Below are 25,025 nucleotides of genomic sequence, written 5' to 3' on the forward strand. Positions count from 1 at the left end.
GTCGATTCCAGATTGTCAGGGGTGGGTGGGGCTCGCCCGGCTCAGCGCTAACTGGCGGCGATCAGATCTCGATGCCGACGGCCTTGGCCGCCGACAGCGTCTCAGCGCGGAGGGCCTCCACCGCGGCGTCCAGCTTCTCGGGCGTGTCGATCGCATCGGACAGCAGGCCCTCGGCACCGCGGCGCAGGCGGACCGCGGCGACCGCGATCATCCGGTAGGCATCGGCCTTCTCGACCACGCTCTGCGCGTAGGCGGCCAGATCGATGCCGCGGTCCGATGCGAGGTGCGGCAGCATCGCGGTATTCGGCAGCGTGCCGCCAGCGAGCACCGTGCGGGCCTCCGCCTCCTGAGCCGTCCAGGATTGCACCTCGACGTCGGCATACTGGCTCGTCACCTTCGCGGTGATCGCGTTGCCGTAGCCCATCGCCGCCTCGAAGGCGCTCTGCCGGAGCGCCGGCATCCTGCCCGCCTCGGCGTCGTGGGCGGCGATCACCTTCCGGATGGCCGCCAGCGTGTCAGCGCCGACGTCATGCGGGACCTGGATCCGATCCTCGCCGATGAAGATAGGCTCCCCGCCGAGGCCGGCGGCGGTCAACTCGGCCTGCATCGTAGGGCCGATGGCTGCCATGATCACCGTCGGCTCATCGTTGAATGTCGGCTTGGCGTCGGCGTTCAGCGCCATCAGCGCGGCTGCACGCTCCTCAGCCTCGCGATGCTCACGTTCCAAAGCTTCGGCGCGCTCGCGGGCCTCAGCCTCCTCGCGCTCCTTGGTGCTCGGAGCATCGGGACCTACAACGACGAGCAGTTCGTCCTGTTCCTGAAGGTCGCTCATAGGGTAACGGCTCCCACTTTCTGGTGTGTAAGCGAAATGCTTGAGCCACCGGATCTCGCCATCAGCCTGAAGTAATGTGCGCCCATGGCATACGTCGCGGGAATGTACTGGCTGATATTCATGCCATGATTGGCATCAACGGCAGGACCGCTTTGCGGGTACGAGATTGCTCCGCCGTCGACATCAAGATTATAGAGCACGTTGTCGTATGCTGAGGGGAACGCGGTGCCGATTACACCGATGTCCGTCGCCTCTTCACCCCAACTCAGGAAGTAGCAGCGTGCGCCAAATTCGGTGAGGGTCGTCCCGGTCGAACCCGATGAGTTGGCAACGGACAGGTCCTTCCGCTGCCGATGGTAGTAGCTGGCGACACAGCGGTACTGTCCAAAATCGGCAAACTGCAAGCCGCTGCCGATGCTGACCGGGTAGACCATCCCCACGAGCGTCATTGTGGGGTCGCCTGTTGCCACCTTGTGGCCGTAGGTGCTGTCGGTGACCGGCGCCGTAGATGAGGCGACCAGGGCAACCGCGCTCCCGGTCCATTGAGCGTAGACGTAGTAGAGCGTATTGGCGGCGAGGCTGCCGATCCCAAGCGTAACGCCCGCAACCGGGATCTGACGGATCTTGCCGTTGATGAAGATGTTCAGGCCGATGGCTGGGACCAGCGCCATCTGAGTCGTCGAGGAGACCGTGAGCCGGCACTGGAATGCCGCCGGCATAACGAGGCCGAGGTTCGACGCGAGCTGTGCCTGCTGAATCGTACTGAACGACTGAACGATGTCGGCGTTGAGGGCGCTTTCCATCGGCGCGGCATCAAGCACGAAGCAACCGCTAGTGGCGTCGTCGTAGCCCTCAATGACCAGCTTCGAGTAAGGCTTGACGGTGTAGATCCCCGCCGTACCGGCGCCGAAGTACAGGCTCGCGGTATTCCGGATGGTTTTGGGCGTCGAGTTGGCGTTGAAGAACGTGATTCTGTCGCCGGCACCCATCGCCGGCAGATCGACAATGTAGTTCGTTGTGCCGTTGAGGTAGAAGGTTTGACCAAGGGCGCTCGCAGTTAGCACAGTCGCGCCACCAAGGGACCCGGTGTAGCCGGCACCGCTTGCGCCGATGTTGGCCCTAGCCCGCCGGCGCTGCACTGCCGTCAGTGACTGCGCAGCGTCTGCGCGCAGCGCGTATTTCAGGTTGGTGATCGCCTGCCCGACCTCGGTGTCCGTGAAGGACTGCGCGCTGTCGACCCGGAGTGCCTTCGGCGACGATGCAGCCGCCGCGGTCGCATCCGACACGAGGATCGAGGCGAGGTTCATCACCGTCGCCACGTCCTTCAGCGCCGGCGGGAAGTTGATCACACTGCCGCCCTGGCGGAACGCCCCCGGGTAAGTGGCCGGGTTGTACGGGTTGTCGCCGTCGTAGAAGTTCTGAAGACGGTCGAGCGCAGCCGAAAGCGCTGTCTGCTGAGCAGAAGTCAGAGGCATTACAGCGATTCCCTAGAGACGAATTCGGTGGCGATGTACGGCGTCGACATGCGGCGCAGGCTCGGGGGCTGGCCGAGCGTGCCGAAGAACGCCTCGCGCAGGTACGTGCTCGGATCACCGGGGTTCGGCACGACCATGATCTGGTTGTGGATGCCGGAGCGCACCGCGATTTGGTAGATCTCGCGGTATTCGCTCGTCGGCAGGTACGAGAAGCCGAACTTGAACGTCCGGCGCATGGCCCGAGCATTGTAGTAAGTCGTGCCGCTTCGGCCATCTTCCTGGTCGGTGATGGCTTCGAAGTCGAGCGAGTTGCCCTGCTCGTCGTAATTGTACGTCGGCCGCCACGTGCGGCTGACGAAGAAGCGGCCGATGTCGAAGTAGCCGACCGGGTTGCCGGGGTCGAAGATCTCGACCTTGATGGTCGCCGCCGTGACCCGCACCGGCAGGACGTAGATGAAGGTCGCCCCCTTGCCGATGCCCTTGCCGACGTCGTCGAACTCCTGGGTGATGCCCTCCCAGAAGCCCGGGTCTTCCCAAGCCAGCGTCGTCTGATCGACCGTGCTGCCCGGCAGCGCGATGAAGCCGCTGTCGTCGACCAGCGCGGCCATCGACGAATCCGCATACGAGCGGAAGCGGACGAGCGCGCTGGGCCGCAGGTCGGTCGGCCCGAGGGCGATCCCACCGATGCTGTAGGGCTGCGGCAGGTTGCACACGAACTGTGTGTCCGCCACTGCGGTGCTCATGGAGCGAGCCACCTCCGCGAGGTACGGCGTGCGCAGGTTGGCCAGCCCCAGCGATCCGGTCTGCCAGGATCCGCCCGACAGCGTGACGCCGTCGAGGTCCACCCTGTTCTCGTAGAGCAGGGCGAGGTTCGATTGTGCCATTCGTCAGCCCCAGGCGCTGAACTCGATCGCGTCGGCGACCGCGTCATCCACGCGGCCGATGATCGTGAGCAGCTTCGGCGTGGTCAGGAATCGACCCATCTGGAGGGAGATCACGCTTCCCATCCGCAGGGTGGGCGCGAACACGTCGGCGGATCCTTGCAGGGTCCGGTAGCTCGGTCCGGTCACGCTGACTCGAAAGTTCCAGATGTCCCGACGCACCTTGTAGATCGCCAGCAGCCGAGCGGCTTCGGCGGCGGCGTCAGTCGCCTCGGTCAGGCACGTGTCGAAGGTGAGTTCCGGCGCGAGAAGGTGCACGGCCTGCACCGACATGTCCTCCGCCTTCGCCTCCTGCCATTCCTGCTGCAGGGCGGCTCGCCGCGCTCCCATCGCCGGTGACGTCGAAGCAGAGACCGCCCCCGCGATCTGGTCTTCGCTGAACACGGTCGCGAGTTGGCCGTAGCGCACCGTCACCCGATAAGCCGGGATGCTGCCGTTCGCATCACCCGGCGCGATCCGGTTCACATCGCCTCGCTCCTGCCACTCGGTGAAGGCGGCGGCTGGCGTCCCGGCCGGCAGATCCAAGCGGCCCACGGTAAACACGCCCTGGCTGTTCGACACGATCCAGCCGCCGACCGACATGAGGATGGCGCTGATCGCGTTGAGCGCCGTCCGCTCGTCGTTGACCCACAGCCCGCAGCTCGCGCCGTTCAGCGCGGTCAGGGCCGCGATCGAGGCGGTATCGATGTCTGCGCTGGTGATCCCGAAGTCTGTCAGGATCTGCTTTACGAAGCTGGCGGCGTCACGTGGACCGGCGGCCACCACGTCGGCTGTCACGATGAAGGCGGGCGTACCACCGAGCCGGATGAGTCCTAGCGCGAGGCTGGTCGCGTACTGGCCAGCGGTCAGCGTCGCGGTGGCGATCGCGGCGATCGTCGGATAGTCGCCCTGAAGCGATAGGGGCTGACCGCCGTCGTAGACCACGATCGAGGTGCACGCCCGATCCGAGACCTGCCGGATCAGATTGAACGGGTTCACGTCGATCGGTGTGACGTTCGGGATCTTGCCGTAGGCGCGCGGCTTGATCGTGTCCTTCAGGGTGGCCGGGCCCTCCGCGGTCGCGCCGGCCGAGGTCGTGGTCCCGAGATACCGCGTGGTCAGCAGCGGCTTGGCGTCGAGGTCGGCGAGCCGATCGTGGATCCGCAACCGCACGGTCCGAAAGGCGTCGGTGATGTCGAGGCTCTCGATTGTGCCCCGGATCATGATCGGAGCGTCCTTGTAGAGCCCGATAGGCTCGTTCTGATGGTCCTGCGGGACAGCCCGGATGATGATGGGCCGGCCGTCAAAGGCATAATCGGCCCAGGCATCGTAGCGACCATGGGCGTTCGCCAGCACCACTTCGCCGGAGGCGACGCTCGATGCGCCCGACGTGGTCCCCTCCGAGAAGAGATGCCGCTCGAAATTCGCGGGCGTCTTCAGGGATGGGTGAAAATGCTGGTTTGCCGGCGTATCGCCGGGTCCCGTGTTGAGGCGAGCATCGGCCGCGTAGAACGTCTGCACGCCGCCCGCGCCGGTATGGGCCTGGACCTCGATCGCGTAGATGGTCACCAGCCCACCGCCTTCCGCGAAGCGTCCCGATTGCTCTTGTCGCTACCGGCACCGACCTGCTTCGTGGCCGCGATGGTGCCGAGGTGACCGGCATCCGCGATCTCGTTGCCTTCCTGCACATCGCCGCGCAGCCGGGCGACCTCCGCCCGCAAGGCGCGAAGCTCCTCCAGGATGGCGCCGTTGCTCTGACCGCCGCCAGACGAGCGGGCCGGCGAGACCACGCTGAACGAGCGATTGTCGTTCATGGCCTCCAGGATCGACCCGTGACGGGATGCGATGTCGGCCGGGACCACGTACTCGCCATTCGACAGGCGGGCGACGAGGCTGTCGGACGTGCCCGTACCGGGCCCCCGCACCCAACCCCCGGCCGCGTACTGCTTCATGAAGCCGTCGACACCGATCCGGCCAGGCAACGCGCCCAGCGTGTCCTGGACGTTCTTGAAGATGTCCTGGAACGCCTGCGACGAAGCGTAGAAGGCCTTGCCCGCGTCGAGCAGCGACTGCGCGTAGGTCGTGATGCTGCCGATGGGGTCCTGGTCGCCGCGGGCCGCCAGCGCCAACTGAGCCTGGTACTGCTTCTGCGCCTCCGCCAGACGATCTTGCGGTGAGAGCGGCGAGGCGCTTCCAGCGGTGAGGCTGTCCAAGAACTTCTTGATCGTGTTGGCGAAGCTATCGAACGCGGTCTTCGCCTGCTTTTCAAAGTTCAGGATGATGTTGTAACGCTCGGCGGCCTGGGCACGCTCAAGAGCTACCAGAGCTTCGCCGCCAGCCTTCGCCTCATCAGCGCGTTCCAGCATGGCATGCTGGTCAAATGCTGCGAGCTGTCCAGCGAGAGACTGATCGCGGCTGAACACCGCGTCGTTCTCACGATTGGAGAACGTCATCTGACGCTCGCGCACCGCCTGGTTGTAGTCGGCGATAAGCTTGTTGCGCTCCAGCACCTGGGTGGCGATCAGCTCGTCGAGCGCTTGACCGCCCTTCGCCATTTCCGTCCACTGCTCCCATTCGGCGGAGCGGTCGAAGGCCATGAGCTTGGTGGAGAGGCTGCCATCGCTGAAGTTCACCGCGAAGGCGCGATCCTCGTAAGCGCGCTTGCGGTCCTGGATCTCCGACAGCGCCTGAGCTGCGGCCTTGGCCAGTTCGTCGGTCGCCTTCTGCCCATCATTGCTGAAGGCATGCACCTGGCCAGCAAGCTCCGGGAACGCGGCGACGAGCTCGTTGAAGGGATCGCCGACGAGCTGTGAGTTGTCGACGATCTTCTGGGCGGCAGCCGAGAAGTATTCCGAGACTCGTCCGCCGTCCTGACCGAGGGACGCCGCGTCGGCGTTCAGGCCGGCCACCTCCTTGATCAGGTCGAAGGCGTCGTTGAGGTAGCTTTTCCCCTTCGCGTCGTTGATCTTGCGGTCGAGGTCGGTGCTGAACTTGTCGGCCAGCGCGTCGAGCGCCTTGTTGGTGCGGTCGTTGATCGCGGTGGCGGCCTGATCCGCCGACAGGCCGAGATCCTTCAGCACCTGGTTCAGCCCGGCCGCGGTGCCGTTGATCCGCTGGATCTCGGCTTGGGTCGCAGACAGCTGGGGCGTCGGATCGAGGCTCGACAGCGCACCCTGCACTGCGGCGGCCCGGGCGTTCGCTGCGGACGCCGGATCGGAGAGCTTGCTGGCATCGGCCACGAAGCCCTTCAGGGCCTCGCCCAACGCCTGCACCGAAGACACCGCGGTCGCGAACGGGCCGCTCGTCCCAAAGCCAGCCTGCACGTCGGCCAGGATGCCGTTGAAGCCGTCGGCGAACACCGCGTACTGCCGGGCCACGTAGGTCTGGAAGTCGCGCATCAGCTTGTCGGCGAGCGCCTGATCGCCGCCCTCGCTCGCCGTCTTGGTGGCCTGCTGTAGCTGCGTCTGAGCATCGGCGACTGCTTTGCCGACGTTGCCGATGGAGCCGCCCTCGAAGCTGATGGCGAGCGCCTCGATCTGCGGACGCGCCGCCGCGAGCGCCTCCTTCCGGGCCTGGATCTCCTGCTGGAGCTTCTTCTTGGCCTCCTTCTTGGCTTGGCTCTCACCGAACAAGCCGCCGAGCAGGCCGGCGCCGGCCCCCGCGATGGCCAGGATCGGGTTGCCGCTGGCCAGACCTGCGAGGCCGCCGCCGAGGGCGCCCATCAGCGGCGACTGCGACGAGTAGCCGATCGCTGCGCCGGTGCCGACGGACACGAGCCCCTGGCCGAGCTGCGACGACAGGATCCCGCCGCCGGCCTTCTGCGGCTTCAGGGCATTCGAGAGCGCGCTACCGATGCCATCCGACGCGCCGCCGCTGAGCGCCTTCGAGATCTTGTCGCCATCGAACAGGCCACCGAACAGGCTGCCGCTCGGCAGGGATGGGCCCTGCGCGCCGGGCAGCGGCGAACCGGCAGCGTTCGAGCCGCCGCCGAACAGGCTGCTGAGGTTGAAGCCGCCGCCCAGCAGGCCGCCCAACTGCCCCTTCTCGGTCGAGGCCGTGCCCAGGATCCCGGCGAGTGGCCCCTCTCCGGAGATGACGGCCTTCAGCGCGTTGCTGCTGAGCGTCTTGGCCAGGCTCGCGAACGCCTCGCCCATCTTCTTCCCGCCCAGGATCAGGTCGTCGGCGAAGTCCGAGAACTCGCTGGCGAGCTCGCGCTGGCCCTCCTTCATCTGCTCGTAGGCGCGCTTCGACTCCTCCAGGCGCTTGGTGCTGGCCGCGAGGGTGTCGCCCAGTCGGTCCCACTCGGCGCGCATCTCCGCGGTGACCTCGGTCCCGTCCTTCTGAGCGGCCCGGGCCAGCTGGTTCGCAAGCTTCAGCTTGATCACCGCGTCGGCGTCCTTGCCGACGTACTGCGCTTCAAGGTCGAGCTCGGCGATGTGATCCTTCGTCTTCTGGATCAGGTTGTCGTAGGAGGACGCGGCCTCGGTCGCGGCCTGCTTCGCCTGCTTGGCGCCAGCCGCCGCCTGCTGCAGCTTCGGTGCGTCCGGCCCGAACACGTACGGAAACTGCCGAGCGGTGATCGTCGGTTGCTGAGGCCCATACGAGCCGTCGACCTTCGGCGTCTCGGTCGCCACGGTGGCCTGCTGCTTGTTGATCAAGCCGATCGTGGAGAGCAGTGCCGTGGCCTTGCTGTAGACCGCATCGAAGGCGCCGCCGATTGACGAGGCCACCGCCGCACCGAAGCTGGTCACCGCCGCGATGCCGTCGTTGAGCGCCTGCACGACGGCCAGCACGCCTTGGAGGATCTTCAGCCAGATCTCGTTCAGCAGCGTGCCGGCAGCGCTGAAATCGACGTTCACCGCCCAGGCATCGCTGATCGCCTGCTTGGTGTCGGAGATGGCGCGGTTGAGCGCGACGGCCCGATCCACCTGGTCCTGGTTCAGCACCTCCTTCTGACTGGCCGCCTCCAGGTCGGCCGAGAACTGCGCGATCGTGATCTGGCCGGTCCGCAGCCGCTCCATGAACTCGGGGCCGAATACGGCATCGCCGACCTTCAGGCTGGCGAGGTGAAGCCCGAGTTCGTCGAGCTCCTTCATGCCGGCGATGGCCGCCTGGATCCGCTCCTGGGTGTTGCTGGCGAGGTCCGCCTGCGTCGTCGCCTTCAGCCCGCTCGCGCCAGCCACGCCTGTGGCGTTGATCTCGCCGAACAGCTTGGACAGGTTGTTGGTCTGGCCGAACGAGTCCTTCAGGAAGCCGGCGGCTTTCGCCAGCGCGGCGTCCATCTGGTCGGTGGTCGCCTGGAGCTTCGGCCCGAGTGACTCGAACCCCTTCAGGAACGACGCGCCGACGTCGAGCTGCTGCGCCCGAAGGCCGAGGTCGATCAGCTTCTGGAGATCCGAGTTGGCCTTGCTGATGACCGCCGAGCCGACCTCGAACGCCACGAAAGCGGCGGCGATCGGCAGGAACAGCGGCGGGATCAGCGCGAGACCGCGCGACAGCAGACTCGTGGCGGTGGTGAACCCCGCCACCTTGTCGGCATAGGCGCTCAAGCCGCCGGCCGCCGCCGTGGCGCCAATCGACAGGCCTGCAAGGCCGCGCGCCGCCAGGGCCGCCCCAGCGACCACGGTGCCGCTCATGCCGGTGGCGCCTTCCGCGAAGGCTGCGGTCGAGGCGGAGGCGGCTCCAAGGGACCCAGCGGCCGATGTTGCGAGCCCAGATAGGGCGCGCGCGGCCGCGACCGATCCGGCCAGCACCAGCACGGGGTGCTGAAGCGCGAACTGGCCAGCGGTCTTGTAGGCTTCGGACTGGCGGCTCAGCGCAGCGGTGTTGTCGTTCGCGGCTCGGACACTCGCGGCCGAGGCGGTCGACGCCCGTGATTGCGCCTCAGCGATGCGGTCCATCGCCTGCTGCATCGCTGCCGCGGCCCGGGTGTTCGCATCATAGGCGGAAGCCTGCGCGTCGATCGTCGCTTGCAGCTTCGCCTGGGCGGCCAGCAGCCGGTCGCTCGCCGACGCGCCGGACTGCATCGCGGTCGTGTAGCGCTGGACGCCCTGTTCGGCGCCGCTGGCATCCACGACAAGCTGGGTGACGGTTGTCGGCATCGATCGCCTTCAGGTTGCGTTCGAAATGACCCGAAAGGTCGCGGCCGGATGCCCCACCCAGCGAGAAGCGGAAGCGGCGCAGCCATTGAGGCCGCACCGCTCCTAGGATTGCTCCCGCTCCTTCGCCTGCTGCGTGAGGAACAGGACGTCGAGATGCTCAATGATCTCGATCTCCCACGGCTCCAGGGCGACGCCGCTCAGCCGAACGAAGGCGTCGATATCGGGCCAGGAGAGCGCGTTGGCGCCGAAGCCGTTGCTGCTGCGCCTCAAGGACAAGCGATGGAACGCCCGCCAGAGGTACTCGCCGCCTGCCGGCATAGGCGGCCCGGTGAGCTCCGCTTCGATCTGAGCGGCTTTCTCCGGGGTCCTGGCCCGCTCCAGAGCGCTCTCGAGGTGCTCCCGGACCGTCGAGCCGTCGTCCTCCCGGACGCTCAGGCCGAAGTGGTGCTCGGCGTACGCTCCGAGGTCGGCTCGGAGCGCTGCGTAAAACGCTTGTCTTCGGTCACCACGTCCACGAGCTGCGTGAACACGAAGCCCATCTTCTCGTGCATCAGCACCTTGATCACGTTCTCATCCGAGAACGGAATCGGCTCGGCGTCGCCGGTGATGAAGGGCAGCGCCATCGGGCTCCAGCCGAGGACCCGGCTCGCGATCCAGGCCAGATTGTCCCGGCGCTGATCCTCGGCGGTCCGCTCCTCCGCCACGTACTTCTTGCCGTTCACCTGCGCCTGCTCGACGAGGCGAGCCTTGCGCAGGCTCTTCTTCGTCTGCTCGTTGGTGTGGGCGACCGCCTTGGGGTGGCCCGGCCCGGAGATCGTCCAGGTCCAGCCGGTCGACGTGACGCCGTCCAGGCTCATGATCTCGTAGGGAATCTGATCCACTGCCAGGAAGGCGGAGAAGTCGGCGACAGCGCCGGTCTGCGTGCTCATGTCGATTCTCTGTCGGGAGGCTGGTGTGGTGGCCGGGGGCCCGACAACCCCCGGCCTGTCGACGTCGCCCCGGGGGGTGAGGGCTCGGTCGACGGCGGTGCTCGTGGTCGGCGAGCAGAGGATCAGGCCTGGGGGTCTGCGGGGGCGTCCCCGACGACACGTCCCTCGACCAGAACAGGGGTGAGGCCGGTGGCCTGATCGCCATCGCGCATGGCCCCGGTCTCGCTGATCTGGATGCCCGCGAGGTCCTCAACCCGGGTGGGCAGGGTCACCGAGTAGCCAGCCGCACGCGCGTCGGTGATGGCCGTGAGCAGATTCACGGCGGCATCGCGCACCGCGGTCTCCTTCGGGTCGATCTTGTCCTTCGCCATGTCCGTTCTCCGATGTGAAGCAAGAGGGAGCGGGCGCCGCGCCCCGGAATCCGTGCGCCGGCGCGCCCTTAGGCGGCGCTCGTCTGATACTTGACCGAGCCGGAATCGAATGCGCCGCCGCGGTCGTCCGCGCCGATCATCATCGTCAGCGACTGCGTGCGCGGACCGTCGGAGCCGAGTTCCGACTTGGTGGCGCTGGCCAGCGAGAGGTTGCCGACGAAGAAGGAGCAGAAGTCCTTCGGCTCCGACTCGTTCTCGGTGAACAGCAGGTGGAGCGAGAGCTGATCCTCGTTGAGGAAGCTCTGCACCCGGGTCACGTCCTGGCGCAGGGCCGTGATCGTGCCCTCGACCGTGGCGAGGTTCGTGAACACGTCGGGCGTGACGAGCGAGCCGACCACCGGCTGCCCGGCCGCGTTCAGGTTGATCGACAGATCGACGCTGGTCAGATCGAGCACATCGTTGCCGCCGAGACGGATCAGCGCTTCGACCGCCGTCATGCCGATCGACACCGTCGCCACCGGGGTGACGAAGTAGGGCGAGTTCGCGCCCTGCTGGATCTGCATGTCCTGGCCGACCACGTTGAAGGTCACCTGAGTCTGGCCGTTGGGGGCAAGCCGGAGCGCCATCTGGCTGATGCGGCAGCCGGTGAAGACCTCGGACGCATCGATGTCGACCTCGGCCTCCTCGATGGAGAAGGAGCGCGGGGTGACGCCCATCAGCAGCTTCTTCGGCCGCGACAGGGTGACTCCGGTCTGCGCCGTACCGACGGCGGCCGGCGCCTCGGCGACGGTCAGCACCAGCGCAGTGACCGCGGTGACCCGGTAGTTCTTCGAGTTGTTCGCGGTGGTGGTGAAGCCGCCGAACCGGATCACGTCGCCGACGCGCACGCCGTCGGTGAGCCACGAGCCGGCCGAGCGGGTGAAGGTCTTGGCTGCGTTGTCGGCGGTCAGAGACAGGCCGGTCAGCGCCAGCGGGGTGTCGAAGGTGCCCCGGAAGACGGCCTGAATGAAGTCGTCGTAGGATCCGAGAGACAGATCGCCCACGTAGCTGCCAGCCACGGACTTGGAGCCGTGGCGGCCGCGGGTCATCTGGCCATCGCGCCGGTTCTCGCCGGAGCGGATGGCCTCCTTGGTCAGGCTCATCGCACCTGAGTTGGGCCGGAAGGCCTTGGAGGCAGATGCGCCCGCCGGCAGGGTGCCGAAGGTGGTTTCCAGCGCGTAGGCCACGGTGATGTTTCGGCCGGTCTGGTAGGCCATTGCGTTGCTCCAGTTCAGGGATGCGGCGCGGGGCGCCAGACGGCCTTGCCCAAGGGCCTACGGGGCTCAGCGAGGCTCAGAGGCGCTCGTCCAGTTTGACGCGGGCGCGGACAGCCCGGCCAGACACGCGCAGCAGCGGCGCCGGATTGCCGACGATGCCCTGCTCGTGAATCTTGAGATCGACCGACAAGCCGGCCTGATGCGCCCGGCCGAGCGCCTCGTTCAGGCGCGCCTGCGCGTCCCGCAGATCCTGCAGGACGGCCTGATCAGCTTGATCCGACATGCCCGTCAGCCGCGGTGGAAGTACTCGAACGGGATGGTCGCGGTGACGCGATACCAGAGCCCATCGTCCGATCCGCTGCCGGCATCGCTCACCCGGGGCGACCCGCAGCGAACCTCGAACCCGGGCGTGTCCGCGTAGAAGCGGGCGGCCCGGAAGATGTCGCCGATCTGGTCGGCGTAGGCCTCGGCATCGGCCGTCCCTGATCCGTCCGGCACGAAAACATGGACGTTGATCAGGCCGTCGTAGACCCAGAGCTGATCGCCCGGCCGGCCCACGCCGATCTGCGCGCTACCGGCGTCGGCGATCTCCAGGTAGACCCACGGGATAGTCTCGCCTTCGGCATCCCTGGTCTTCACCAGCGCGGTCTGCTCAGTCGTCGGATTCGGGACGGCCACCGTCGTCGTGGTCCAGTTCGCCCGGAGCCGCGCCTCGATCGCCTGTTTCGCGCCGGCATAGGACGGCATCAGGCGTATTCCTCGAAGGTTAGCGATGGGACGCGGGTGGCGCGCTCCATCGCCATCGCGGAGCGGCGCGCCGGCTGCTGGCGGAGTGCGGCCCGCTCAGCCCGGTTCTTGCCCCCGGCCACGTAGGACAGGATCGGAGACCGGTAGGAGAAGCGCGTCCGGGCCATGTTGCCGAAGCGGCGGTTCACCGCGACGGCGGCACGCTCATAGACGTGGTCGCTGCCAGGCACGCGCATCTTCATGCTGCCCTGTTCGATCTGGCGCGCGTACGGCACCGCGTTCAGGACCACGACCTCGTCGCCGGGCTTCCAGGCCGAGAGGTTCTGCACCTCGGCGCCGTTGATGAACAGCACGTGTGACTGCCGGTAGCGATCGTTCCGCACTGGGCTGAAGTCGAAGAGCGTCTTCAGCGCGAACTCCACCACCTCGTCGAGGCGGTGGTAGTCGTATTCGATCCGGCCACCAGCCTTGATCGCCTCCTCGGGCGCGCCCTTCACGCCGTCCACGATCCGGGTGAACGGCACCGGGTGACCGATGTCGGCCAGGATCTTGGCGTGCTCTCGCTTGGCCGTCTCCACGACCGCGGCCTGCGTCGCCTTGATGGTCTCCCGGATCGCTGCCTCGAACTGCGCTGAGGATGAGCCGGCCCGTACCATCAGACGCCCTGCTCGCCGCGCGCGATGATGTAGTAGGCGTTCAGCACACCTCCCTCGCGGTGGCTGTCGGCGTCGACCGATTGAACGACGAGCGCATTCCCGCGGACCTTGATCTTGTCTCCCTTCACGGGCGGCACCGGCCAGCCGGCGGCCACCGCATCGGCGGCTAGAATCCACACCTGCCGATCGCCCTGGTCGAGGTCGCCGACGAGCTCGTTGGGCTGGAAGCCCTTCACGATGGCGCGGACATCAGCGCGAGCGTAGGCGCCTGCATCCAGTTTGCGCTGAAGGGTGACCATGTCGCCGCGGCGGTCGAACTCCGCCGCATAGAGGGCGGGGGTGGGGGCCGACTCGATCTCTAAGTGCACGTCGTCGGTCGCGATCTCCTCCGCCTTGCGGATGGTGATCGCGAACTCATCGCCTTCCATGCGCAGCCGATCGCCGACGGTGAGGCCACGGGTCAGGTCGCAGCTGCGGACGGTGAGCCGGCCGCTGCGCCCTTGAAGCGGCACCCCGGCCGAGTTGATGGTGTTGGCCCGCTCGAACTGCAGGCGTGCCCACTGCACCGGACCGAGCGGCTGGTACGTGCCCGCGGTGCGGCGCAGGAACTGCACCTGCTGGTTCATGCTGCCGGCAGCGATGGGCATCAGCGGTTACTCTCACGGCTCGATAAGGATGCGCTGCCTGAGGATGCCGGGCACGGATACGTCGAGCGCGGCCCGAAGTGCGACGCGCTACAGGAGCATGGTGGCGTCGGAGGCACGCCGATGGCCGTGCACGGGCCTGAGTCAGACTGAAGTGGCTTTACTTCCAACGGTGAACGAGGCGCGGCCGTCCTGCGTTGACTGACATGAAAACAATCGCTGCGGCCATCCTGATCGTGACGGCTTTGTCGTCTGGCTCCCTGCACGCGCAGGAAGACGACGAGCCACCTCGGACTACCGCATCTATCCCGCACAGAGCTAATCCTAAGCCGCAGCTGAAGAGCTACGGCTACGATTTCCGCCGCGCAGAATCACGCAACGGTCAAGCAATGCAATGGACGTGCGACGAGTGCGCAGGCCCGAGCCGCAATCGGGCAGCAAGCTCACATTCTTCGAGTGCTAAAGCGAACACCGACGAACCCGTAATCACAGATCCGGCACAAGCGCCTATAGCCGAGTGAGTTTTGCCCGGCGCCATGAGCCTCGCCCCCATGGCTGGCGTTGTGTGGGTTAGAAGAGCGGCCATCAGGGCTCAACCCGTGCGGGGCGGGGGAAGGATCACAGCACGGTCCAGGCTGATCCCGACCACTCAAAGCTCTTCGCGGTCCCGGCCGAGGCCGACCCCGAGAAGGTGTAGAGCACCGTGGTCCCGTCGTGCGCTAAGACCGTCAGGTCGAACGCGCCCGCTCCGATGCGGTGGACCTCGACGATGTCGCCCGCCGCACGCGAGGATGCCAAGCCCGGGGCCGCCGAAGCCACGGTCCCGGCCAGGGTCAGCGAGCGAGCGGCCGTCAGCGCAGTCGTGACGCGCACCTTCGCTCGACGATGTTGGCCGTAGACGGTGAGATTGGCGTTCGCCATCTCGATCGACGCGCCTTCGGTTTGAGACCGGGCCTTGTTGAAGCGGTAGCTCTCGAACCCCGAGATCGCGCCGTTCGTGCCCGGCGCCGTGCCAGCCGTGTTGGCGTCGAGCGAGAACGCGCCAGTGTTCCCATTGATGTCGAAGCTGCCGACATTCACGAAAGGCTTGCGCCCGACGATCGTGGCATCGTCGGCATAGAGGACGAACGGGATGCTTGCGACTGCTTCGGCGTTAGCTCCAGCGCCGGCCCAGGTCACGTAGAGCTGGTCAATTGTGAACCGGCTGTCGCCGTAGGACGAGAGGATCCGAGGCGTCCCCGTCGCACCGCCTGCGGACGCGATGTAGACATCGAGCATGCGAAGCATGTCGATCTTCGTGCGACCGATGACGCCGTGCAGGACGCCCGCGTTGAAGCCGCTGAGCTGGTCGCCCTCCAAGTGCATGTACTGCACCTTGAGACCGAGGCTGTCGTTGCGTAGCAGCGCCAGATTGGCTCCGGTGATGGACCACTCGATATTGAGCTGGTCGAAGGAGCCGATCTCCGCGCCGGGTGTATTGAACCACACCGGGTAACTGGAGAACGCTTGACGCGAACCATACGTCGCCGCACCTGCCGTTCCAGCGCCGACGTACAGACTGCGCCAAGAATTGCCTGTGCCGTTTGCATTCCACTTCAGGCCATTGACCGAACCGCTCTTGACGGTCACAGCGCCAATAACGTTCTGGAAAAAGAAATTACTGAGGCTCGTGCCGACTTCCAAGCCAACGTTGGCATGGTTGAACCCGTCGCCAAACGGGGTGACCAAGATGTCATCAAAATAGCTGTTGTAATAATTACCGACTAGCAAGCCGTCCGCCGATGCCTGGCCTGTTTGGCTGACGCCGTGCCCTACCGCAAAGCCACCGTAACGCCCGCCGTAGGTGTAACCAGCGGAAGACAGCCCAATGTCACCGAGCGTCAATGCGGGATGGTTCGTGGCGTAATTGACGAACATCGTGCCGCCGCTGATTGAACCGGCCCCAATCAGACACCGAACCCCCTTCTTGACCTGCAAGCCCGCGTTGCGGCCGTTCTGCACGCCAGTGGCAATGTATTCGAAGCGGCCAGCAGGCACGCGCAGGCACTTGCCGTTGGTATCCGCATCATCAAGTGCCGCCTGGAGGGCGACGCCGTTCGCAGTACGAGCCGCGGTGCTGAGAACGCCTCTACGAACGCCGGAGTAGGATGTGAGATCAATCTCCCCAGCAATGAATGCCGGGAGGAGAATGCCGGGCCCGCTCGGTCCTGCTGCGTGCGCTGGCGCAAAACCGCTTGCCCCTACAAGAATTGCAGCAAGGAGTCGGATTATGGTGATACGCATCGCGCACTCCCTCAGTAATTCAGCACGGCAGCAGTGCCGCCGTCAGATGCACAAGCCATGAAGATCGCCGTGGTGGTTCGACCTGAGGCGTCGAAAGTGAAGGAACCTCCGGCAGGCAGCGGGTAACCCGTGCCATAGGCAGTCGCCGCCGGCATAATCTCGCACGCGAGGGCACTTGTGTTCGTCACCGTGCGCCGATTGGTGGTGTCGGCGGCCGAGACCTGCACGGCGGCGGTGCCGATGCCGGTGGTCTTGGCCACGCCAAAGGTGGCGGTCGGCGGCGGGCTGGCGAAGCCGATGACGTTCCCACCGGGGGGCAGGGACGAGCCCAGGGTGACGATGCCCTCCCGCACAGACACGTTGGTGGCCACCGTGATCGTGCCGGTTCCGACCGTCGACACGCGCGCCCGGATATTCGTGCGGCCGGAGACGCTGATCCGGGTCTGGCCGTCCGTGGTTCGCGTGGCGGCTGGGACGCCGGTGCCGGCGTTCACCTCGTTGATGCCGGTCCAAGTCGTGCCGCCGTCGTTCGACTGCTCGTAGGTGAGCGTTGCGCCGGAGGCAGTCAGGCCGGTGAAGGTGAAGCCGACCGTGCCTTGACCGTTGAGCGCCAGCGTCACCGCGGCATTGGCGGTCGCGACGTTCAACGTCGCGCTGGCGCGAACGTCTTGCTCCTGCGAGCCGGAGACCGTGCTCGCCCCTCCGCCGCCGCCAGTCCCACCCGTCACCGGCAACGGGTTGGTCGTCGAACAAGCAGCATACTTGCCGGTCGTGCCCACCGGGCAGAACGGCACCATCCGGGGCACCGCGCCGTCGGTCACGTCCTTCGGCGTCACCAAGTCGGCTTGTGCGAGGCAGGCGGTGGAGAGCAGGCACGCAAACAGGCCCGCGATCACGGAGCGGAAAAGCATCGATGGGCCTCCAGCGGGCGCGGTGTCAGGAGTGGTCGGGGCTGACGCGGTAGCGGCCAGCGAGAGCCTTCAGGCCGTATTCGATCTCGCGCGAGGTGGTCCGAGCGGTGACCTCACGGTTCAGATACCAGTGGCCGACCAGCAGCAGGATCGCCTGCTTCAGCAGCATCGGCACCGCGGCAGCGTCCTCGTGGCCTGCCGAGAACGTCACGCGGTAGGCGCGCGGGTCGATGACACCGACGCCATCGCTGGCGAGGCGTGCGATGACGGTGAAGTCGTCCTGCGTGGCCACCACGAAGGTGCCCGCCGGAGAGGCCGCGTAGGCGCCATCGGCGAGGCGCGCGATCACGACGGCCGCTTCATCGGCCACCGGCCGCAGCGGCAGCTCCGCGGTGGCCTGGATGCAGCCGAGGAAGCATTCGAACTGCTCCGCCAGAAGGCAATAGCCGTTCAGCCAGCCGCTTGGTCCGTGGAGGAAGTCGAACGCGGCGACGATCCAGTCCGTGATCAGCGTGTCCTCATCCGTGTGGCGGACGCGCAGGTGCGCCTTGGCCTTCTCCAGCGTGACGACCTCGAGCTTCTGCGCGGGCGTCAGCGGATCGGAGATGCGGCGCAGGTCCACGCGGTCACCTCACTTCGTCTCGTAGCCGCGGCCGGCCGCTGGCCGGGCCATCTTGTCTGTCGGCGGGCGCGTGACCGTCTTCGGCCGCTGCCGCTCGGCGCGGTAGCGGTCGACCTCGACATCCGAGGAACGGAGCTGGCGCGGGTCCACCGCGCCCTCCTTGCTCTCGCCGATCATGAGCGGGTGACGGTCTGCTGCGAGGTTAGGGCGTTCGGACCAGCGCCGGCAGCACCGGTGCCGCCTGCCGCGGCGCGCCGGGCGAGCTCGTCCGCGATGACCTTGTCCGCCTGCTCGGTGTTGAGAGCGGCGTCGCTGCCGGCGATCTTCTTGGCGACCGCGATGCGCTGGAGGTGGTGGACGCCGTCCAGGGTGTCGGGGATCTCGACGGCGGTCCGGCGCTCGAGATCGGTATCCGCAGGCGCCTGCTGCCCCTGCGCCGGCGCGACAGCCAGCTTCCCGAGCGGCTGGGCGAGCCCCTCGTTGTACCAGCGCAGCGCCGTGTAGGGTTCGGCGCCGCGGATGTCGCCCTTCAGCTCGGTGATGGTGTCGAGCAGGAACTCCATCGGCACGAGGCCGAGATCGTTCTTGAGCTTCGCGAAATCCTCGACCGTGGCCACGTTCCTGGGCATGCTCGTCGCTCCTTCGATGCTGATCTCGGCGATGACGTCGCCGCGGCGTGCCCCGCGCCGGCCGGGTTCGGCGGCACGGGGCTATGCGGACGGCGATCAGCCGGCGACGGTCGACGGCGAGCCGGCGCGGACGCGGGTCAGCAGGGCGACGGCCTTGGGCTGATCCAGGGTCACGTCGTGCTGCATCTCGCAGAGGATCGCGCTCATGTTCTGCTGCCACAGCAGGACGAGCGTGCCGCCGTCGTCGATGGTCGCCTCGGTGGAGGTCTTGATGGTCATGCCCTCCTCCTCGGCGAACAGCACGTGGCTGAAGTCGACCAGGCCGAGCGAGCCCTCGTCGGTGTTGGTGCCGCCGTTCTCGACGATCTGGTTCGACACCAGGATCTTGATGCCCTTCCACAAGCCCTGGGCCAGTTCGGGGTAGATCTTGTTGCCGTTGCCGTCCCGGAGCGTGTCCAGGTAGGCCCAGAACCGGTAGCCCATCACCCAGCGCCAGGCGTCCGAGCGGACGATGTTGGCGCCGGTGAGCGACAGCATCATGCGCATGCCGATGGAGTCGAGCTCCGCCACCGTCGGCTTCCGGTTGTTGGCGAACAGGGTGGTGCCGGACCCGTCGAAGGTCGTGATCGCCCGGTTGGTGTTGAAGATGCCGATCGGCGTGGCTCCGGCACCGGTGCCGAAGTACATCGCCGAGTCCATCTTCAGGCCCATGACCCGCTGCAGGTCGGCGCGGATGAACGCCTCCAGGCGGCCGACCGTCCACTTCACGGCCTCGTTGGTCATGTAGACGATGCCCGCCAGCTTGTGGCTGTTCATGCGGATGTCGTCGAACGAGGGCGCGCCGACCGGCTTCTTGGCGCCCTCACCGACGTACTGAGCGGTCGAGGAGCCGACGCCGCGGGGCTGCCGGTAGGTGCCGCCGATGAGCTGCACGCTGCGGGGCGCGCCCTGGAGGAAGGTGGTGGCCGGGTAGAGGATCGGGATGATCTCCTCGGTCACCGGCTGGGGCAGCAGCACGCTCGACGAAGTGGTCGAGGCGAGGCCGGCCTTGAAGCGCTGCTCGCGCGCCCGCCCGTCGAGCTCCTTCACGAACTCGCCGTAGCCCTCATTCTTCAGCAGATCGACCGGGCTGACGCGCTCGCTGGAGCCGCTCTCCTGGTGCTGCTTGTTGATGATCGCGGCCTTCGCCTGGGCGGCGACCGGGAAGAGCACCTTCTGCTCGTCCTTCACCGTCTTCTTCGGAGCCGCGTAGACGCGGGGATCGTCGCCGCTGTTGTGGCCCATGCCGCCGGGCGGGTCGCCGGCGCCCTTGCTCGAGGCCGCCTCCAGCGCTTCTTCGCGCTCGGCGTCCTTGACCAGGGCGAGCGCCTGCTCGGCACCGGTCAGCGCGTCCTTGTAGGCGGTGCGGTCGGCCTCGGTGGCCGCCTCGGCGGTGGCCTTGACGCGCGCGGCCTTCGCAGCCTCGTGGGCAGCCTTCAGCTTCGCCCGAAGTTCGGCGAGGGTCATGTCACTTCTCCATGCGAATGGTGGCAGCGCCCGCACTCGGGATGGCCACCGGGTGAAACCGCCGTGTGCGGGCGGATCAGGCGGGGACGTGCTGCCCCATCGTGGCGTCGAGGTCGGCCATGCGAGCGTCGGCCTCGATCATCAGGTGCCGCGCTTCGAGCGCGGGAAGGTCATCGGCGAACTGCTGGCGCAGCTTCTGCTCCGGCGTCGGCTCGGGTGCGGGCTTCTGGCCGCCCTCGCCGGGCTTCGGGTCGGCCGCCTCGGTCTTCCCCTTGATGCCCAGGGCCGCCAGCAGCTTCGCGGTGATGCTCTCGGCGAGCCCCGTCGGCTCCATGGCGGCGGCCTTCAGCGCATCGATCTTGGTCAGGGCCGAGCACTTGTGCGCCACCTTGGTGTCGGTGGCCGTCCAGCCGTCGCCGTCCTGCGTGTAGATCGTGATCTTGGCGGCCGGGTCGTCGGTGGTGCCGGCCACGGTCGCGCCGGGAACCTCGATCGTGCCGTCGCTGACGATCTTGGTGACCTTGCCACGCGCTGTGGCGCCGTTGGCCGACCAAGAGACGAAATCGCCCTTCGCGATGCTGCTGGCCTTCTCTAGGTGCGGCTCGCCCGCGGCATCCTTCCAGGCCACGAAGCGCTCGCCGCCCATGACGAAGGACTTGCGGTCGCCGCCGCTCCCCCGGTGCGCGTCCTCGAAGGCCTTGCGCGGAATTAGCAGGCCGTGCTGCTTGCTCCAGCCATCCAGCACGCGCTCAAGATCTTCGAGCGCCCACCGCTCGCCGTCGAGAGTTGCCTTGGCGAGCGCCATGGGATTCGCAGGAACGGCACATACCGAACATTCAAATAGTTCTGCCGAATGGATCATGTATCCAGGATAGTAGAAGTCTCCGCGCTGCTCATCTGGCACTTCCCGCCGCTCAATTTCTTTGGGCAGGAACCCTATGGAGCAGGCACGAAGGGTGTCGGACTTAAGCAGGATTGCAGCCTCATCTGCCTTTGGCACACCGAGGGAGAGGTTGAGCGTGCCCTCCGTACGCTTCGGCCGGCCGGTCAGATTCTTCGATAGAGCTGACCACTTGCCGATCATAAAATTGGAGTTGTGGGAGAACAGTGCGACCGGATTTGCCTCGAAATTCGAAGTGTCTAGCCCGGCCTGAATGACGATATCTCTGTCCCGGTCCTCGACCTCAGCGGACATCACGAACGATGCCGCGCCCTTCTCTTCGTCGTATTTGACCCGCTTGATCTCGCTTGACGGCATGCCCTTCAAAATCACGCCGTCGTCCTTGGCGAACGTCTTGCGCTCGACGCCATAGGCACCCTTGCTATGCAGGTATTCGTCGAGGCTGACGGGCTTCGAAGCCATAGCGTGTCTCCTGGATCGCAACGAGTTCGGCGCGCAGCGCATCGACCTCCCTGCGCAGAGAGGCGATCACGGCGTCCTTCTCAGGATGGGTAAGGCCACGCCCCGTCAGGGTCCGGGCCTTGTTCCGCGAAGCCTCCGAGCGCTCAGGTGCGCTCTTGATGACGTGGCACGGGCCGCAGAGCGGCATCAGATTGGCGAACGTGGTCCGGCCGCCTTTGAAAACCGGAATGACATGGTCGATCTGCCACCGCCGCGGCTTCTCGCTCATGCTCAGCGAGCAATCGCAGGCACCGCACCGGCCGCCAGTCTTCGCCCAGATCATCAATTTCGCGGCATCGTTCGTGATGCCGCGCGTACCTAGATCCCTTTCCGGGTCCTTGAACCAGTGGGTATGGCCCATCTGTACCCGAGAGCGCTCGGGCAGATGAGTTTTGACCAGCGCGAGATGTGCTGGGCACAGAGGAAAACGGGCGTATTGTCCAGTTCTTCGAAGATTGACTTTCCAAACCGTCCCAAGTCTTCGATTCTCGCAGCGCCGCGCCGGCATCTCGATCTGACAACCGGGCCAGCGGCACCTCACGCTGAGCAGCCCGTGGCGGTCACGACAGTCTGGGCTGCAGTAAACGACCCCTTTCACGAGACTCGGCGGCCTGTAGACCTCCGTCGAGCAATTTGCGCAGTCGAACAGATGTCCGATCAGGGTGGGGTGCTTGCGAGCACCCAGGCGCTCAAATAGGCTTTCGACAGCCATTGCCGCCCCTCCTCGGGCCGCTTGGTTAGAGCCGGCGCGGGTGTTACCAGCACCCCGTCGGCTCATCACTTATAATACAGATGTGTCGAATAAAGTTTTACGTGTCCCTATTTCAAGCGGCGCAGTAATCTCGATGGATCCACAAGCTCTTGCCAAGGCTCGAAGCCGACTTCGAGTCGCATCGAAAGCGCTATCCGACCTCGAGAGCATTAAAAACTATGACGATTTTATAGATATCTGGTATGTACTCCTTACGGCATCAAAAAACTTCTATACTATATTAGAGCAGGGGTCGAAGATTTCGGCTCAATCGAGGCAATGGTACGGAGCGAAGAAACAGGAGCGGCGAAGCGATCCCTTGCTCCGGTATATGTACGAGGCTCGCAACGACGATGAGCACGGGCTAAATCTGGGGTCAGAGGATGTTCCTGGGAGCCTGGCTATAGGCGTTAACAAGCCTGGTTTCAGCAGCGCTATGTCAATCTCCGGCACGTTTGGGCCGGGCGGCAATCTCAGTGTTAAAAGTCTCGATGGCAAACCTGTTCTGGTGGAACAAACGCTCCCGCATGCTCGCCTAATCTCGGTACGAGATAGGAGCAACGTTGAGTATAAGCCACCGACCGAACATAAAGGCCAGCCGCTTGAGAGCAATCTTCCGCTTCCAGTAGCTAAGCTGATGGTGGCGCATTTGGAAACGATGATAGTTCAGGCGCAGGCGTTGGCGTAGGGCTGCACCTATATTGGAGCGCGAAGAAACCATCAGGCCGCTCCTGTCGCGTCGTAGGCGAGCCGAAGGGCCGCGCCCTTGCCCGCGTTGTTGTCGGGGCTCTCGGTCTGTCCGGCGCCCGGCTGCGTGGCGTTCTGGCCCATGCTGGCCTGGATCACCTGGCCGTCCGCTCCGATCAGGCTCATGTTGACCGGCACCGTGCGCTGATCGCCGCCCTTCTTCAGGGGGTTGAGCCGGAACGGCATGACCTCGCGGCCCTCGTCGAAGGTCATCAGGCCGGTGCTCATGCCGGTCTTCACCAGCTTCTCGATCGTGTCCGGATCGTTGGACATCAGCGCCGAGCGGTCGAACTGAAGGCTGTATCGCGGCCAGTCGTCCTGCGGCAGCGAGTGGTTCCGGAGCTTCGTCTCGATGTTGACCGCCAGCGGCATCAAGCAGTCGTTCACGTACTGCCGGTTCATCGACGACATGTTGTTGTAAGCGACGGCCTCCAGCGCGTAGATCCGGTGCGGCGGCACATCCATCAGGCCGCAGATCCGCATCACCGCCTGCGTGAAGCTGTCCTTGCTCTCCGCGTCCTTCGAGTTGATCGCGATTGGCTTCGCGGTGAGCCCCGCCTCCAGCAGGATCGCCTCGCCGCTGCTGCTCGCCCGGCGCGCGGCCTCGCGCAGCTGCTCCTTCAGCCGGCGGAAGGCCGCGTTGCCCTGCGCGGTGTCCGCGAATCCTTCCTTGGTCTCGAACACCAACGGCTGCTTGCCGTCGTTGCCGAAGAGCTTCGTCTGGTAGCGGCCTACAGCGGACAGCAGGTCGAGGTTCGGGGAGCCCAGTAGGACGTTCGACAGGCCGTTGACGCCGTCGAGCAGACGCCCGCGCAGGTGGATCATCGTAAGCGCTGTCCTCAGGCCACGGCTTTGAGGGCCGGCGTTGGCTGGTAAGCCCATGGCAGCAGATCATCGAGGTGCCGCTGCCGATGGCCCTCGACGATGCGGGTGATGACGTCGGCCAGGTAGGCCTGCGGCTCGACGCCGACGAGCTTGCAGGTCTCGACCAACGAGGCAATTACCGCCCAGTGCTCGCCTCCGCCGTCCGAACCAGCAAACAGGGCATTCTTCCGGCTCAAAGCCAGAGGCCGGATCGCGCGCTCGACGGTGTTGGAGTCGATCTCCACACGCCCGTCATCGAGGAACAGGCTCAACCCCGCCCAGCGGCTCAGGGCGTAGCGGATCGCCTCCGCTAGATTGCTCTTGCGGCTCAGGAGGCCGAGCTTCTCCCGCAGCCACGTCTCTAGCGCTTCGACCACGGGCCGGCTTCGTTCCTGACGGGCCGCCCGTCGCTCCTCGGCCGAGCGTCCGCGGATCTCGGTCTCGATCCGGTAGAGCACGGCGATGCGCGACAGCGCCTCTGTGGCGATCGGCGAGGCCGCGGCGAGATCGTAGAATTGCCGACGCACATGCGCCCAGCAGTAGGCCAGCCGCACCGCGCCGCCCCTGGCCAGGCTCTCGTAGGCCGCGTAGCCGTCGACCTGCAGCACGCCTGCAAACCCGGAGAGATGCGCGATCGCTCGTCCGGCCGTGCGATCGGGCGCGTAGACGTAGGCGACGCCGGGCGGATCCGTCCCGCCCCAGGGCCGGTCGTCGCGCGCATACGCCCAAAGCTGACCGATCTTGGTGCGGCCGCGCCCCGGATCGAGCACCGGTGCCGTGGTCTCGTCGGCAAACAGCTTGCCCGAGCGCTTGAGCGTCTCCAAGAGCCGCTCGTGCACGGGCCGGAGCAGGAAGGCGGCGCGCCCGACCCAGTCGGCCAGCGTCGAGCGGTCGAGGCTGATGCCCTGGCGGGCGAAGATCTGCGCCTGTCGATACAGCGGCAGGTGGTCGGCGTATTTGGAGACGAGTACCTGCGCGACGAGAGCGTCGGTCGGTAGGCCGCCCTCGATCAGCCGCGCCGGCGCGGGTGCCTGCACGATCGCGTCCCCGCAGGCGCGGCAAGCGTAGCGTGGGCGGCGGATCACCAGCACCCGGAACTGCACCGGCACCACGTCGAGACGCTCGGATACGTCCTCGCCGATCCGGTGCAGGGCACCCGAGCAGCACGGGCAGGCAAGGCTGTCGACATCGACCACGCGCTCGACCCGCGGCAAGTGGGTGGGCAGCGCCCCACGGTTCGTACGCCGCTTGGCCCTCCGCGCCTCCTGCTTGGCCGGTTCATCCTCCTCGTCGGCAAAGCCCGCGGCCTCGACCTGCTCGGCCTCCTCCAGCCCGAGCAGGAGTTGATCCTCAGGCAGGCTCTCGGCGCGGCGGCCGAA

Annotated in this window: 24 protein-coding genes; 1 reads left to right on the top strand and 23 read right to left on the bottom strand. The window is 66.3% G+C overall.

What is annotated here, in order from left to right; all coding sequences use genetic code 11:
- Nucleotides 1-61: 61 nt before the first annotated feature.
- The 21 genes from MFF58_RS25160 to MFF58_RS25260 form a co-directional block, all read right to left on the bottom strand.
- A complete protein-coding gene (locus MFF58_RS25160; protein WP_238291816.1) occupies nucleotides 62-832 on the bottom strand; it encodes a hypothetical protein in 771 nt (256 codons plus the stop codon).
- Nucleotides 829-2,307 carry a hypothetical protein gene (locus tag MFF58_RS25165; RefSeq protein WP_238291819.1) on the bottom strand — a complete coding sequence of 493 codons (1,479 nt, stop codon included), beginning with the start codon at nucleotides 2,305-2,307 and terminating at the stop codon, nucleotides 829-831. The genes MFF58_RS25160 and MFF58_RS25165 overlap by 4 nt, the downstream gene beginning before the upstream one ends.
- Nucleotides 2,307-3,191 carry a hypothetical protein gene (locus MFF58_RS25170; RefSeq protein ID WP_238291820.1) on the bottom strand — a complete coding sequence of 295 codons (885 nt, stop codon included), beginning with the start codon at nucleotides 3,189-3,191 and terminating at the stop codon, nucleotides 2,307-2,309. The genes MFF58_RS25165 and MFF58_RS25170 overlap by 1 nt, the downstream gene beginning before the upstream one ends.
- Before the next feature lie 3 nt (nucleotides 3,192-3,194).
- Nucleotides 3,195-4,796, bottom strand: a complete 1,602-nt coding sequence (locus tag MFF58_RS25175) for a hypothetical protein (RefSeq protein ID WP_238291822.1) — start codon at nucleotides 4,794-4,796, stop codon at nucleotides 3,195-3,197.
- Nucleotides 4,793-9,328 (bottom strand): hypothetical protein, encoded by a 4,536-nt coding sequence (locus MFF58_RS25180; protein WP_238291824.1) that lies wholly within the window; start codon nucleotides 9,326-9,328, stop codon nucleotides 4,793-4,795. Before MFF58_RS25180 ends, MFF58_RS25175 begins: the two co-directional genes overlap by 4 nt.
- 102 nt (nucleotides 9,329-9,430) lie before the next feature.
- A complete protein-coding gene (locus MFF58_RS32750; protein WP_435404747.1) occupies nucleotides 9,431-9,763 on the bottom strand; it encodes a phage tail assembly chaperone in 333 nt (110 codons plus the stop codon).
- Nucleotides 9,760-10,257, bottom strand: a complete 498-nt coding sequence (locus MFF58_RS25190; RefSeq protein WP_238291828.1) for a hypothetical protein — start codon at nucleotides 10,255-10,257, stop codon at nucleotides 9,760-9,762. Before MFF58_RS25190 ends, MFF58_RS32750 begins: the two co-directional genes overlap by 4 nt.
- 122 nt (nucleotides 10,258-10,379) lie before the next feature.
- Complete coding sequence (locus MFF58_RS25195) at nucleotides 10,380-10,628, bottom strand: hypothetical protein (RefSeq protein ID WP_238291830.1); 249 nt, start codon at nucleotides 10,626-10,628, stop codon at nucleotides 10,380-10,382.
- Nucleotides 10,629-10,696: 68 nt separating this feature from the next.
- On the bottom strand, nucleotides 10,697-11,884 hold the full coding sequence (locus tag MFF58_RS25200) for a phage tail tube protein (RefSeq protein WP_238291832.1): 1,188 nt from the start codon (nucleotides 11,882-11,884) through the stop codon (nucleotides 10,697-10,699).
- Nucleotides 11,885-11,960: 76 nt separating this feature from the next.
- Nucleotides 11,961-12,167 (bottom strand): hypothetical protein, encoded by a 207-nt coding sequence (locus MFF58_RS25205; RefSeq protein WP_238291850.1) that lies wholly within the window; start codon nucleotides 12,165-12,167, stop codon nucleotides 11,961-11,963.
- Nucleotides 12,168-12,172: 5 nt separating this feature from the next.
- Nucleotides 12,173-12,631: a phage tail terminator-like protein gene (locus tag MFF58_RS25210; protein WP_238291852.1), complete on the bottom strand. Its 459-nt coding sequence runs from the start codon at nucleotides 12,629-12,631 to the stop codon at nucleotides 12,173-12,175.
- The gene (locus MFF58_RS25215; RefSeq protein ID WP_238291854.1) at nucleotides 12,631-13,287 is read right to left on the bottom strand and encodes a hypothetical protein; all 657 of its coding nucleotides are present in this window, start codon (nucleotides 13,285-13,287) and stop codon (nucleotides 12,631-12,633) included. Before MFF58_RS25215 ends, MFF58_RS25210 begins: the two co-directional genes overlap by 1 nt.
- Nucleotides 13,287-13,934, bottom strand: a complete 648-nt coding sequence (locus tag MFF58_RS25220) for a head-tail adaptor protein (protein ID WP_238291856.1) — start codon at nucleotides 13,932-13,934, stop codon at nucleotides 13,287-13,289. The genes MFF58_RS25215 and MFF58_RS25220 overlap by 1 nt, the downstream gene beginning before the upstream one ends.
- Nucleotides 13,935-14,549: 615 nt before the next feature.
- Nucleotides 14,550-16,214 carry a hypothetical protein gene (locus tag MFF58_RS25225; protein ID WP_238291858.1) on the bottom strand — a complete coding sequence of 555 codons (1,665 nt, stop codon included), beginning with the start codon at nucleotides 16,212-16,214 and terminating at the stop codon, nucleotides 14,550-14,552.
- A gap of 11 nt (nucleotides 16,215-16,225) precedes the next feature.
- Nucleotides 16,226-17,110 (bottom strand): hypothetical protein, encoded by an 885-nt coding sequence (locus tag MFF58_RS25230; protein WP_238291860.1) that lies wholly within the window; start codon nucleotides 17,108-17,110, stop codon nucleotides 16,226-16,228.
- Nucleotides 17,111-17,150: 40 nt separating this feature from the next.
- Entirely contained in the window at nucleotides 17,151-17,747 is a 597-nt protein-coding gene (locus MFF58_RS25235) for a head-tail connector protein (RefSeq protein ID WP_238291862.1), read from the bottom strand.
- Nucleotides 17,748-17,756: 9 nt separating this feature from the next.
- Nucleotides 17,757-17,924: a hypothetical protein gene (locus tag MFF58_RS25240; protein ID WP_238291864.1), complete on the bottom strand. Its 168-nt coding sequence runs from the start codon at nucleotides 17,922-17,924 to the stop codon at nucleotides 17,757-17,759.
- Nucleotides 17,921-18,376: a hypothetical protein gene (locus MFF58_RS25245; protein ID WP_238291866.1), complete on the bottom strand. Its 456-nt coding sequence runs from the start codon at nucleotides 18,374-18,376 to the stop codon at nucleotides 17,921-17,923. Before MFF58_RS25245 ends, MFF58_RS25240 begins: the two co-directional genes overlap by 4 nt.
- Nucleotides 18,377-18,472: 96 nt before the next feature.
- The gene (locus MFF58_RS25250; protein WP_238291867.1) at nucleotides 18,473-19,882 is read right to left on the bottom strand and encodes a phage major capsid protein; all 1,410 of its coding nucleotides are present in this window, start codon (nucleotides 19,880-19,882) and stop codon (nucleotides 18,473-18,475) included.
- Nucleotides 19,883-19,958: 76 nt separating this feature from the next.
- Nucleotides 19,959-21,245 carry an HK97 family phage prohead protease gene (locus MFF58_RS25255; protein ID WP_238291869.1) on the bottom strand — a complete coding sequence of 429 codons (1,287 nt, stop codon included), beginning with the start codon at nucleotides 21,243-21,245 and terminating at the stop codon, nucleotides 19,959-19,961.
- Nucleotides 21,205-21,645, bottom strand: a complete 441-nt coding sequence (locus MFF58_RS25260; RefSeq protein ID WP_238291871.1) for an HNH endonuclease signature motif containing protein — start codon at nucleotides 21,643-21,645, stop codon at nucleotides 21,205-21,207. Before MFF58_RS25260 ends, MFF58_RS25255 begins: the two co-directional genes overlap by 41 nt.
- 391 nt (nucleotides 21,646-22,036) lie before the next feature.
- On the opposite strand from MFF58_RS25260, the gene MFF58_RS25265 reads away from it, so the two are divergent.
- A complete protein-coding gene (locus tag MFF58_RS25265) occupies nucleotides 22,037-22,723 on the top strand; it encodes a hypothetical protein (protein WP_238291873.1) in 687 nt (228 codons plus the stop codon).
- A 32-nt stretch (nucleotides 22,724-22,755) separates the two neighbouring features.
- On the opposite strand, the gene MFF58_RS25270 is transcribed toward MFF58_RS25265, so the two are convergent.
- Complete coding sequence (locus tag MFF58_RS25270; RefSeq protein ID WP_238291875.1) at nucleotides 22,756-23,607, bottom strand: phage portal protein; 852 nt, start codon at nucleotides 23,605-23,607, stop codon at nucleotides 22,756-22,758.
- A gap of 14 nt (nucleotides 23,608-23,621) precedes the next feature.
- A partial coding sequence (gene tnpC / locus MFF58_RS25275; RefSeq protein WP_238291877.1) for an IS66 family transposase occupies nucleotides 23,622-25,025 on the bottom strand: 1,404 nt, incomplete at its 5' end.

Origin of the sequence: Methylobacterium longum, assembly GCF_022179385.1 — a bacterium.
Lineage (GTDB): Bacteria > Pseudomonadota > Alphaproteobacteria > Rhizobiales > Beijerinckiaceae > Methylobacterium > Methylobacterium longum.